Origin of the sequence: Clostridium chrysemydis, from assembly GCF_015234215.1 — a bacterium.
GTDB lineage: Bacteria > Bacillota > Clostridia > Clostridiales > Clostridiaceae > Clostridium > Clostridium chrysemydis.
The window spans coordinates 54,154-66,570 of the sequence record NZ_JADEKP010000002.1 but is presented as its reverse complement, the minus strand read 5'-3'; the positions used below and the strand labels follow the sequence as shown (position 1 = coordinate 66,570).

Genomic DNA, 12,417 nt, shown 5'->3' with positions numbered 1-12,417 from the left:
CAACCTCCAAAATTAATTATCTATTAACCCTTTTAATATATTTAAGATATATTCCATATCATTTAAATTATATCTTTGATCACATGGTATTGGAAGAATATTTTTAGAATATCTATACTCTACACTATCTTCTTCAACCTGATCTGGGACATTTGGCCATAGCATTGAAATATATATTTTATTATCTATTAATCTTTTTCTTATTTTCTCTCCATTTTTTATTAATAATGGATATGCAAATGGTCCCTCTACTAAATTAACTTTTAGTTCGTTTATTTTGTTCAAATTCTCAAATAAAAATTTGTAATTTTCATTTCTAATTTCTTTTACTTTTTTATAATCTATTGCCCCAAGAATATTCTTAGTGAAATTAGACATTTCTTTTAGTTTTTCATCCTCAAAATTCTCATCACTTTCTTGAAAATCATTGTAAAACTCTGATGCACTACCACCTAATCTTCCTACTAAATGCTTTATTCTATCTTTTGAATTATCAATTTCTAAAGATTGATTTAATTTTGAGTTAGTATGAAGATAAGCACCATCTGGTACTCCAAAAAATTTTCTACAAGAATATAAAGTATCTATATCAAATATAGGATCTTGGTAAAAAGCATGTGTATTATCTATAATTATATTTTTATATTTTTTTTCATACTCTATTAATCTATTATTATTTATTTGTCCATAGAAATTTACTATATACAGATACTCATCTTCCTTAAGCTCTTTACTAAATACAGGATTAAATTCTTTATCTATTTTATAATAGTCTACTTTATAGCCTTCTTTTATTACCTTTTTAGATACTGAATCACATAAAAAATAAGGTAAATATACTTTTTTTATATTTCTTGATTTTAATATATAGATGAGTGAATTTCTTCCGCTATTTAATCTTATCATATTGTTATAATATTCATTGCTTATTAATTGTTCAAGTTCAAAATAACCGCCTATTTCTTTCATCTTTAATTCTCCTGGATAATGTTATAGTCATCTAACATAGTCATAATTTTTTCTTTTGAATTAAACATTAAAACGTCAACAATTGATAAGTTAGAAATGAATTCATTATTAAACTGATTATATTTTATATCGTTTGTTTTTAAAAACTTAAGAGTTATTCCATTATTTTTAAAATCATCATAAGAATATAATTCTTGACCACCAACAGCATTGTAATACTCTGTTGCCCCAATTTTTTTGCAAATTTCTATTACTTTTTCTTCTGCTCTTAAATTATTATCTTTCTCAATAGAAGATGAGATTATAATTTCTGTTTTAATTTCTAAGTATTCACAAACTTTCTTTATAGAGTTTTCTAAATATTTAGCTAAATTTGCTTCCTTACTCATTATTATTTCTTCTAAGATGTTATATACATCTTTAAAGTAAGGAGCCTTTCTATAATTATTTTCAATTGATCTTAATAATTTTTTTTGCCCTTGTTCATTTGTTGAAACTTCTATTTCATTTATCAATTTATTAGGACTTGCACCTTGCATTTGAACGTTAAACATTTTTGCTTCACCATTCATTAAAATTTTATTTCTATTAATCCATCCCCCTTTGATAAAGTTAACGTCATCATATATTACATACTTATCAACTGCATTAAGTAACTGCCAGTATCCTATATAAGGAAAAAAGTATGGTTGCATTATTCCTAACTTCATTTATTTACCTCTTTTCTTTCTTGAAATTAAACCTTTAAAAATTTCTATTAAATATTCAAAGCAATCTAGTTTAAATATTTTAGCTAATGCTATATAAATTATAGCTCCCAAAATAACCTGTACTATTAAAGTAATTGTATGTCCTAATCCTAAAAATTTAATTCCGTATACAGCTCCACCCATTATTATTGATAAAGCTAATGATGGTAGTATATCTTTTATCTGTTCTATATATCCATAATTCAACAATTTTTTATTTGGGTATGCATTAACAAATGTTGATATTATTCCACTTATTAGAGTTCCTATTGCTATAGCATACACCCCTAAAAACATAGTAATAACTAATATTATTGTGCCTAATATTTTTTTTATTACTTCTAACTTTAAATATATTTCACTATGCCCTAAAGCATTAATAGCTTGTAAGTTTGCTGTATGTATAGGCCACAAAGCATAAGATAAACAAAAAATTTGTAAAAAAGGTACACATGGTAACCATTTATCTGTCAATAAAATATGAACTACCGGTTCAGCAACTACTGAAAGTCCTATCATCATTGGAAAAACAATAAATGAGCTGGTTACTATGGCTCTTCTAACCATAACTTTAACTCTTTCTTTATTGTCTTGCTCTGACGATAATGCTGGAAGCATAACTGATTGAATTGAACCGTTTAGGTTTGAAACTATTATTTGTGGAAATTGATCTCCCCTATTATAGTAACCTAATATTGATGGATCATATATTTTACCTATAATCAAACTTCTTAAATTCATGTAAAACGTGTCTATAAGCGATGACACAAGTATTTTCCAACCGTAATCAAAAAGCTTAATTATTCTCTTCACGTTGAATACTAACTTCGGTTTCCATCTTAATATAAATGTTAATATTACACTTATCATTATTTGACTACTTAATTGTTGTGCAACCAACGCCCAAACACCAAATCCAGCATAAGCCATGGCTATCCCAATAGCTCCTGAAATCAAAATTGAACCTAAGCTACTGAAAAATAATAATTTAAATTGCATATTTCTTGCTATTATTGCATTTTGTATAGAGTTATATGCTCCAAAAAATAGAGTAATTGCTAATACCCTTATTACAGGTGTTAATAACTCTATCCCATAAAATTTCGAGATTATTGGTGCAGTAAAAAATAATACTGCGTATAATATAGTAGCTACTATTATACTAATATAAAAAACTGATGAAAAATCCTCTTCAGTAGTTTCTTTATCTTGAATTAATGCGGTGTTAAACCCATTCTGAACAAATACATTAGCAATAGTAATAAAAATTGCTATTATAGCTATAATTCCATAATCATCAGGCGACAACAATCTAGCCAAAAATATTTGTACAATAAACTGTATCCCTTGACTCCCACCTCTTTCCATTAATTTCCAAATTAATGACTTAACTACTTTTTGCTTAATTTCAATATTATTCATATATTAAGCCTCTCTATCTAAATAATTTTATAGAGACATTCGGCAAATAATGTCTTACATACAATTTAATTTTTCCTAGCATTCCAATTCTACTATAAAACTCAGTATACTTTTTTGATTTCAGTTTTTTTATGTCCGCTTCTATATATTCAATCCAAAATTCACACTCATTTATTTTATATTGGATATCTTCATTAAATTTTGTCCCTGTATAGTTGTTAAATTCTTCTAATAATTCAATATCATTTTCCATAGTTTTTATTTTATTCTTATTGTTTTGCTTACTACTCCATGAACCCGGTGTATTTACCCTATATGTAACCATAGGCTTATCAATATAATATCCTTCACCTTTAAATCCTAGAATTAGTTGCAGTGGATAATCCCCAACATGTGAATTAAAGAAAAATTCCGGCATTTCTTCTACCATACTCCTTCTATATATAATTGATGCTGTAGGACAAAATGCACCACCTTGTCTAATCAAATCTGACATTTTTATATAACAGCTTTCCCTATAAGCCCTCTGAACATCTTTGATTTCATTGCTCATAGTATCTAACAAGTTAGCTTCTGTAAAACAAAAACTGATATTATTATCTTTTTCTAGAATATCAACTTGCTCTTGTAACTTATTTTCATCGTTCCAATAGTCATCTCCCTCGCACATTGCGATATACTTACCATTAGCTCTTAAATCATTATTTAAATATGAAATTCTTTTTACACCTTTTGAATATTGATTTTCTTCTCTTAAAATTGTTTTAATTATTTCAGGAAATTTTTCTTGATATTCCTTAAGTATTTTTTGTGTTCCATCAGTTGATGCATCATCATGTATTAAAATTTCATATTTGAAATTAGTTTTTTGATTTAAAAAACTATCAATTGTTTGTTTAATATATTTTTCATGATTATAAGTTATACAACTTATACTTACTAAAATATTTTCTTCACTCATATTTAACCTACTTATACATCTTATTATAGTACTTTTGATATTCACCTGAAGTAACATTTTTCATCCACTCCATATTATCTAAGTACCATTTTATTGTTTTCTTTATTCCTACTTCAAAAGTAGTTTCAGGATACCATCCTAATTCTTCTTTTATTTTAGTTGGGTCTATTCCGTATCTTCTATCGTGACCTTTTCTATCTTCTACGTATTTAATTAAGTTTTCTGTTACTTCTTTATCTACGTTTTCATTAATATATCCTATAACAGTTTTAACTATTTGGATGTTTGTTCTTTCGTTGTGCCCTCCAACGTTATAAACTTCTCCGTTTCTTCCGTCGTTTATAACCATATCAATAGCTTTAGCGTGATCTTCAACGAATAACCAATCTCTTATATTCATTCCATCACCGTAAACTGGTAAGTCTTCATGCTTTAAGCAGTTATTTATTAGAAGTGGTATTAACTTCTCTGGGAATTGGAATGGTCCGTAGTTGTTTGAACATCTAGTTATGTTCATCGGCATTTTGTAAGTATCGTGGTAAGCTTTTACCATTAAATCTGAACCTGTTTTACTTGCTGAGTAAGGGCTGTGAGGGTCTAATGGAGTAGTTTCTGTAAAGTAGCCTGTTTCTCCTAAAGAACCGTAAACTTCGTCAGTTGAAACGTGTAAGAATTTAACTCCTTCTTTCCATCCTTCTTCAGTTTCCCAAGCTTCTTTTGCACAGTTTAATAAATTAACTGTTCCCATAACATTTGTTTTTGCAAATATTTCTGGCTCTTTTATACTTCTATCAACGTGTGATTCTGCTGCAAAGTGAGCTACGTAATCTATGTTATGTTTTTCAAATAAATCTCTTACTAATTCTGTATCACAAATATCCCCTTGAACGAAGATATGTCTTTCGTCGTTTTCAATTGATTTTAAGTTTTCTAAATTTCCTGCATAAGTTAATTTATCTAGGTTTATTATTTTAATATCCTCGTATTTGTTTAACATATATAAAACGAAGTTTGATCCTATAAATCCTGCTCCGCCAGTTACTAAGTAAGTTTTCATAAATCTATTCCACCTTTAAATATTTTTTATAAATGTCTCTATAGCTTCTTCCCAGTTTCTCATCTCATCACTAACATTACATCTTAGCATCATATTATCTAAAGATGAGTACTCTGGTCTTTTAGCTGCAGTTTTAAACTCTTCTGAAGTGCAAGGCACTACTTCACAGTTTATATTTGATAATTCCATTATCTTTTTAGCAAAATCATACCAAGTACATTCCCCTTTACCAGTGCAATGGTAAACTCCGTATTCTTCTGTTTCTATAAGTTTTAAAATATGGTAAGCTAAATCATTAGCATTAGTAGGGTTTCCAGTTTGATCGTTAACTACAGTTAATCTATCTCTTTCTTCCCCTAATCTTCTCATAGTATAAACAAAGTTATTACCAACATATCCATAAAGCCAAGCTGTTCTAACTATAAAGTATTTTGAGCAAAGTTCTCTTACATACTTCTCACCTTCTAGCTTAGTTTTTCCGTATACACTATAAGGCTCAGTTAAGTCAAACTCTGTAAATGGAGTTTCTCTAGTTGCTCCGCTAAAAACATAGTCTGTAGAGACTTGTACTAATTTAGCTCCTATTTCTTCTGAAACTATAGCTAAATTTCTAGCACCTAAAGTATTTACCTTAAAAGCAAAATCCTTTTGAGTTTCGCATCCGTCAACGTTAGTTGCAGCAGCGCAGTTTATAACTACATCTGGTTTTTCTCTATTTAAAACTTTTCTAACCATTTTTAGATTAGTGATATCTAACCTCTCTACATCTAACGCTATAACTTCTGATTCTCTTAGATTATCTGAAATTTTTCCAATCTCTGATGTCCCTGTGCTTATTATTTTACTTAATTCATTTCCTAACTGTCCGTTAGAACCTGTTATTAATATCTTCATTTCTTTACCCTCCATTATTAATAGATGAATGGTAAATCAAGTTCATCTAAAGTTTTTTGATTTTTATCTTTTTCTGAAAGAATAATCTCTTCGATTCCTTCTAAAGGCCATTCTACTCCGATTTTAGGGTCGTTCCATAAAACTCCGCCATCAAACTCTGGAGCGTAGAAGTTAGTACATTTGTAATTAAAAGTTGCTTCATCTGAAACTACTAAGAACCCGTGTGCAAAACCTTCTGGAACGTAAAATTGCTTCTTATTTTCAGAAGTTAAAAGAACCCCTTCCCACTCTCCGTAAGTAGGTGATCCTTTTCTTAAATCTACAGCAACATCATAAACCGCTCCACTAGTTACTCTTACTAATTTTCCTTGAGTTTTTTGAGTCTGAAAATGTAATCCTCTTAAAACTCCGCGTTTTGATTTTGATTCGTTATCTTGAACGAATTCCATAGTTAATCCTGCATTAAAGAAATCTTCTTTGTTGTAAGTTTCCATAAAATATCCTCTTTCGTCTCCGAAAACTGCAGGCTCTATTATATATAAATCTCTTATTTTAGTTTTTACGAAATTAAATTTTCCCATTTAAACACTCTCTTTCAAAACTTTTTCATAAAATAATAACATCTCTTTATAGTGACTTTCAATTTCTAAATCAAAATCGCTCTCTATGATATTTTTATTTATATTTACTAACATTTCTCGGTCTTTTATAACTTTTCCTATTATATCTCTAAGATTTTCCTTAGTCCCATCACTAATTAAACCTGTAACATTATCTTTTATTATGTCACACGCACCTACATTTTGATTTGTTATAATCGGCATTCCATAACTAATTGCCTCTAAAATTATAAAACCAAAGGTTTCATTCCAAACACTAGGTGCAATTAAAACATCATTTTTTTTCATAATATTAGGAACTTCTGAATAATCATATCTTCCATTAAAGGTTACATTCATTCCTTCTTCGCAATCTACTTCGTAACTATTTCCATATACTTGCAGCTCCCAAAGATTAAAATCTACTTCCTTTAAAACATCTAAAAGTAATCCAAATCCTTTATAACTCTCTAAAGGCCCAAGAAAAACAATCTTAAGTTTTTCAGAGTCAAATGTTTTTTTCATTCTATTATCTTGTACGCTTCCGTGAGTTATACTTAGTATATCTCCGCTTTCAATTTTGCAGTATTTTTCAAACACTTTTTTTGAAACACTACTATTAAAGTGTATACTGCTAATATTTTCAAGAATTTCTGTATAATATTTTCTAAAATCCGCATACTTTTCAAAACTCTCTTTAGTTTTAATTATTTCTTTTTCTGTAATAGTTACTTTTTTCTTAGTATTTTTTCTTAAAACTTTTAATACTTTAGTTTCTTTAAGATTTCTATATAGTGAGGACTGCATAATATTAATCATCTTCAAGCTATAAGCATCTTTATTACAACTCTCACATTTTTCTAAATTCCCATCGCAATTAATAAAATTAACTTTTGGACAAAGTCCATAATAATCGTGAGTTGTAAATACAGTTTTTATGTTAAGTTTTTTTGAAGTCATAATAAACTCTTTAGGGAGTCCCATTAGAGTATGTATATGAATAATATCTGGTTTAATATCACGTAAAAATTGCTCAATTTCTTCGTTTGATTCTGGAATATCCTTAATAAAAGCTCCTATTTCAGAAACTCCTCCTAACAAAGGTACTGGTAAAGTATTTATTAGTTCAAAACTTTCTATTCCATTAAATACTTTATATTTTTTAATTTTGAATTTTTTAGTTAAAGTATTCTTTCCTGGAAAACACATGAATACTTTATTTAATTTTGTTTGTTCTTTCATTAAATCAATACTATATTTAGTAAGACCACCTGTTCTATATGGTGGTAGCCCTAATGTATAGTGCAATATATTCATGTTTTTCTCCTCTATTCCTCTTCTATAATATCAACTAGGTATTTACCGTACCCTGTTTTCATTAAAGGTTTTGCAAGTTCTAAAACTTTTTCTTTAGAAATCCAGCCTTTTCTGTATGCAATTTCTTCAAGGCAAGCTATATATGTACCTTGAGTGTTTTGAACTGCTTCTACAAAATTTGAAGCTTGAAGCATTGAAGCGTGTGTTCCAGTATCAAGCCAAGCCATCCCTCTTCCTAAAAGATTTACACTTAATTCTCCACTTTCCATATAAATTCTATTTAAATCTGTTATTTCAAGCTCCCCTCTATCTGAAGGTTTTAAATTTTTAGCGTAATTTACTACTTTATTGTCATAGAAATAAAGTCCTGGCACTGCATACTTTGATTTTGGTTTTTCTGGCTTTTCTTCTAAAGATATTACCTTGCCGTTTTCATTAAACTCAACTACTCCAAAAGCTTTTGGATTTTGAACATAGTATCCGAAAACTTCCGCTCCTTTTTTAAGACTAGCTGCCTTTTCTAAATGGCTTGAGAAACTTTGACCGTAGAAGATATTATCTCCTAAAACCATAGCTACGCTATCATCACCTATAAAGTCTTCTCCGATTATAAATGCTTCTGCAAGTCCGTTTGGACTTTCTTGAACTTTATATTCTATATTAAGACCAAATTCTGATCCATCCTTAAATAACTCTTTAAAGTTAACTATATCTCTAGGCGTTGATATTATTAAAATATCTCTGATTCCCGCAAGCATTAAAACAGACATTGGATAATATATCATCGGTTTATCATATATAGGAACCATTTGTTTTGACATCGCTTTCGTCACAGGATAAAGTCTAGTTCCTGATCCTCCTGCTAAAATTATACCTTTCATTATTATTCCTCCTTATTTACTTCTCTACTTATTCTTATGTTTACAGCTAAAATAAAAAATAATAGATATCCAAATGTTAAATTAAATATACTTAAACTATATAAAAAACTTACTAATAAAACTATAACGACACCACGTGATGCAATAACAAAAATCTCGTCTTCTTTTGATTTAACCTTCTTTTTTAATACAAAAATTTTATAAATTATATAACTCATTAATATTAAAAATATTGTTAATCCTATCCACCCATTTTCCAGAAGAAATATTGAACTGAAAAATAAATTTGTGCCTAATTTAGAATTTTCATTAAAAAATTCACTATTTAAAATTTCCGGTCCGTTGTCACTTCCATTTCCAACTCCAATTCCAAATAATTCTTTAGGCATAGTATCTAATAAATTGTTTTGAACATATACGGGTGCAGAAAATCTATTAGTTTGATAATCTCCATAACTAAGATCATATGCATAATATTGAATATATTTCACATTAAATAAATTCCTAAATTCAGGATATTTTAAAATCAATCCAAAGAAAACTATGGCAATTGTACCAATAGCTATACATAATACCTTTATACCTTTTTTACTAATTCTACTTAAAAATAAAATTACTATGATTATTGGTAAAACAAGAATTACTATTTTGATTTCTCCTAAGATCACGGGAATCCCAAATAAAACCAAAGGCAATAAACTTTTCGCTTTTATCTTACCTACTAAATAACTTGCGATATAAAAGGATACTACTATAAGAATTAAAAATCCCAAATCTCCATTCATTCGTTCCCCAAAGGTACCTGCTACATAATCTTGAAATAAATCTACATCTGCTGTTCTAAAATAAAAATATTGAACTACTGTTATAGGTATCTGTATAAAACTAAATATTATTATACTTTTTATAATTAATTTTACATCTTTCTTTGTTATATCAAGGTATAAATACCCTAAAAACGCTATATAAAATATATAATAATTTCTTAATCCAACAATAAATACAATTAAACTTTGGTCATTAATAATAAAAGCTATTATATTTATAATTAATAATATTATAAATATAACGATATATTTATCTGTAATCTTTACTTCTCTTTTAAGTATTTTTAATAATACTTTTATTAGTATTATTAAAGAAATTAAATCTGGTAAGTATTTAAATATTATATTTACTCCACAATACAATGTAAAAAACAATATACTCATACTTAACAATAACTGCGTTAAAATTAGCACTTTATTATTTCTTAATGAAATAGGAATTAATATACCTATTGTTAAGAATCCGAATATGCAGCTTACAAAATTAAACTTTAATAAGCCTATCATTAATAATAAAATACAGTTCCATATAATAAAATTAATTTTATCTTTTTTCACATAATGCATTATATCTTGAATAATTCTATTAAATTGCATTTTTTTCTCCTTTTTTTTATTACATTACCTTACTTATCCCCAAAATATTTAATATAAATTTGATTCTTTCTTTATTTGATATTAATTTATTTAATACCATTTTATTTTTTATAAATTTACTTTTTATATCTGCAATAATATTTTCTTTTTTTTCATCATTAATATTATTCTTTATGTAACTACAAACATTGTAATTTAAAATATTAAAAGCATCTACATATTCTTTTTGTAAATTCATTTCATTGAATAATTCATTAATTCTTTTAATTATTATACTCATATCTTCAAGATTTTTTAATTTTAAATTAGTAGTAATGGATCCCTCTCTACACAAGTATTTATAAAATGGTTCATCAATATATTTAGCTCTCTTAACTTCTTTAATAATTCTAAATGTTGTTAACAAATCCTCATGATATAATCCTTTAGGAAACTCAATATTATTTTCTATAAATAATGATTTTCTATATAGCTTATCCCAAGCATTAGGTCTTATATTTTGCAAAAGATAATTATATAACAATTCCTCATTGTTATATAATTTTGAACTATCTAAATCACATTTACAAATTTTATCTATTTCCTTACTTTCATATACTCTTTCGCAGTCACATATAACCAAATCTAAATTATCTTTTTGTGCAACATTAATCATTTTTTCAAACATAAATTCATCTATATAATCATCACTATCGATAAATACAACAAATTCCCCATTCGCAATTTTTAGTCCTGCATTTCTTGCATCACTTAATCCGCCATTTTTTTTATCGATTAATGTTATATTATTATATCTTTGTTTGTATCTTTTACAAATTTTTAAACTATTATCTGTAGAACCATCATTAACCAAAATAATTTCGTAATTTTTAAATCTTTGTTTTAAAACACTGTCTATGCATTTTTCTAAATAATTTTCTATGTTATAAACCGGAATTATAACACTCAATATATACTTCATCTTTTTTTCCTCTTTTTTAGTCTTTATAATTTAAGAAAATATTTTCATAACGTTTAATAATCAATTCCCACGTATACTCCGAATCAATTCTACTTTTTGCTTTTTTTGAAAATACACAAATTTCATCTTCACTTAACTTGTCAGCTTTATTAATAAGTTCAGCTAAATTATTCTTTTTCTTATCAAAATAAATAGCCCCATCCTCTGCAACTTCTTTATTAAATCCAACATTAAGTAATATATTCAAATCTGTAGTAGCCAATGCTTCTAACAATGAAGGATTAGTTCCACCTACCTCATGTCCATGAAAATAACCATATGCATTTTCTCTTATTTTTTTTAATAATTCTTGATTATAAACAGTACCTACAAATTTGATTCTAGAATCATTTTCAAAGCCCGTTCTTTCTTTTAATTCTTCATAAAATTTATTTTTCTCAAAATTAGTTATAATTGCAAAATCTTTCTTTGTATCTGATTTCATAAATTCTCTAATCATTGTCTCATAATTATTTTCAGGAACAAACCTTCCTACAACTAAATAATATTCTTTCTTTTTTAACCCTTTGTCACTATACCAATTAACTAACTCTTCCGAATCATCGTTAAGCATAGATTTTGATGTTTCTGCCCCATAAGCAATAAAAGTAGTATTAGGATTATACTTTTCATAATCATCTTTTATGTATTTTTCAATATTTTTTGAATCACATATCAATAAATTAGCATGCTTTACCATCAACTTCTCTGATAATTTCCAATACTGTCTTATAAAGGCATTCCATTTAGCTCTTTTCCATTCATGCCCATCTGGATTTACGAATATTTTTGCCCCTAACTTCCTTGCCTTTTTTTTGTATTTTCCTAAAAAAGGTCCTATTCTACAAGCTAGAATATAAATAATTGCATTATTTATATTATTCTCTTCTATATACATAAGCACCTTTTTGAGTGCCATAATATCATAATATACTGCTTTTGCCGGACCTATATTTGGTACATTAACATTAAAACAACGTGCATTATTATGATAGAATTGCTCATTATCTTTTGCTAAACAAGAAACATGATACTTTATTTCTTCGCTTACCTTACCTTCTGTTAGCTTCTCTACAAAAGTTTCGAATCCTCCATAATTAGATGGAATTCCTTTTGATCCTATTATAAATATATTTTTCATATT

12 protein-coding genes are annotated in these 12,417 nt (G+C 27.3%); all 12 read right to left on the bottom strand.

Annotation, left to right across the window (positions count from 1 at the left end; genetic code table 11):
* Positions 1 to 12 precede the first annotated feature (12 nt).
* Complete coding sequence (locus INR60_RS08240; RefSeq protein ID WP_194191038.1) at positions 13 to 969, bottom strand: hypothetical protein; 957 nt, start codon at positions 967 to 969, stop codon at positions 13 to 15.
* Positions 970 to 971: 2 nt separating this feature from the next.
* Complete coding sequence (locus tag INR60_RS08235) at positions 972 to 1,679, bottom strand: WbqC family protein (protein WP_194191037.1); 708 nt, start codon at positions 1,677 to 1,679, stop codon at positions 972 to 974.
* On the bottom strand, positions 1,680 to 3,140 hold the full coding sequence (locus INR60_RS08230; RefSeq protein WP_194191036.1) for a lipopolysaccharide biosynthesis protein: 1,461 nt from the start codon (positions 3,138 to 3,140) through the stop codon (positions 1,680 to 1,682).
* A gap of 13 nt (positions 3,141 to 3,153) precedes the next feature.
* Entirely contained in the window at positions 3,154 to 4,146 is a 993-nt protein-coding gene (locus tag INR60_RS08225) for a glycosyltransferase (protein WP_194191035.1), read from the bottom strand.
* Complete coding sequence (rfbB, locus tag INR60_RS08220; RefSeq protein ID WP_194191034.1) at positions 4,109 to 5,158, bottom strand: dTDP-glucose 4,6-dehydratase; 1,050 nt, start codon at positions 5,156 to 5,158, stop codon at positions 4,109 to 4,111. The genes INR60_RS08225 and rfbB overlap by 38 nt, the downstream gene beginning before the upstream one ends.
* A gap of 15 nt (positions 5,159 to 5,173) precedes the next feature.
* Positions 5,174 to 6,052 (bottom strand): dTDP-4-dehydrorhamnose reductase, encoded by an 879-nt coding sequence (gene rfbD / locus INR60_RS08215; RefSeq protein WP_194191033.1) that lies wholly within the window; start codon positions 6,050 to 6,052, stop codon positions 5,174 to 5,176.
* A gap of 17 nt (positions 6,053 to 6,069) precedes the next feature.
* Entirely contained in the window at positions 6,070 to 6,633 is a 564-nt protein-coding gene (gene rfbC / locus INR60_RS08210) for a dTDP-4-dehydrorhamnose 3,5-epimerase (RefSeq protein ID WP_194191032.1), read from the bottom strand.
* Positions 6,634 to 7,968 carry a glycosyltransferase gene (locus INR60_RS08205; RefSeq protein WP_194191031.1) on the bottom strand — a complete coding sequence of 445 codons (1,335 nt, stop codon included), beginning with the start codon at positions 7,966 to 7,968 and terminating at the stop codon, positions 6,634 to 6,636.
* A gap of 11 nt (positions 7,969 to 7,979) precedes the next feature.
* Entirely contained in the window at positions 7,980 to 8,849 is an 870-nt protein-coding gene (gene rfbA / locus INR60_RS08200) for a glucose-1-phosphate thymidylyltransferase RfbA (RefSeq protein ID WP_194191030.1), read from the bottom strand.
* 2 nt (positions 8,850 to 8,851) lie between these two features.
* Positions 8,852 to 10,060 carry a hypothetical protein gene (locus INR60_RS08195; RefSeq protein WP_194191029.1) on the bottom strand — a complete coding sequence of 403 codons (1,209 nt, stop codon included), beginning with the start codon at positions 10,058 to 10,060 and terminating at the stop codon, positions 8,852 to 8,854.
* A gap of 232 nt (positions 10,061 to 10,292) precedes the next feature.
* On the bottom strand, positions 10,293 to 11,234 hold the full coding sequence (locus INR60_RS08190) for a glycosyltransferase (RefSeq protein ID WP_194191028.1): 942 nt from the start codon (positions 11,232 to 11,234) through the stop codon (positions 10,293 to 10,295).
* 16 nt (positions 11,235 to 11,250) lie between these two features.
* On the bottom strand, positions 11,251 to 12,414 hold the full coding sequence (gene cps2T / locus INR60_RS08185) for a beta 1-4 rhamnosyltransferase Cps2T (protein WP_194191027.1): 1,164 nt from the start codon (positions 12,412 to 12,414) through the stop codon (positions 11,251 to 11,253).
* Between the last annotated feature and the right edge of the window lie 3 nt (positions 12,415 to 12,417).

Coding starts and splice junctions, on each gene's coding strand:
- INR60_RS08240 (WP_194191038.1), bottom strand. CDS start 969: ATGAAAGAAATAGGCGGTTATTTTGAACTTGAACAATTAATAAGCAAT.
- INR60_RS08235 (WP_194191037.1), bottom strand. CDS start 1,679: ATGAAGTTAGGAATAATGCAACCATACTTTTTTCCTTATATAGGATAC.
- INR60_RS08230 (WP_194191036.1), bottom strand. CDS start 3,140: ATGAATAATATTGAAATTAAGCAAAAAGTAGTTAAGTCATTAATTTGG.
- rfbB (WP_194191034.1), bottom strand. CDS start 5,158: ATGAAAACTTACTTAGTAACTGGCGGAGCAGGATTTATAGGATCAAAC.
- rfbD (WP_194191033.1), bottom strand. CDS start 6,052: ATGAAGATATTAATAACAGGTTCTAACGGACAGTTAGGAAATGAATTA.
- rfbC (WP_194191032.1), bottom strand. CDS start 6,633: ATGGGAAAATTTAATTTCGTAAAAACTAAAATAAGAGATTTATATATA.
- INR60_RS08205 (WP_194191031.1), bottom strand. CDS start 7,968: ATGAATATATTGCACTATACATTAGGGCTACCACCATATAGAACAGGT.
- rfbA (WP_194191030.1), bottom strand. CDS start 8,849: ATGAAAGGTATAATTTTAGCAGGAGGATCAGGAACTAGACTTTATCCT.
- INR60_RS08195 (WP_194191029.1), bottom strand. CDS start 10,060: ATGAGTATATTGTTTTTTACATTGTATTGTGGAGTAAATATAATATTT.
- INR60_RS08190 (WP_194191028.1), bottom strand. CDS start 11,234: ATGAAGTATATATTGAGTGTTATAATTCCGGTTTATAACATAGAAAAT.
- cps2T (WP_194191027.1), bottom strand. CDS start 12,414: ATGAAAAATATATTTATAATAGGATCAAAAGGAATTCCATCTAATTAT.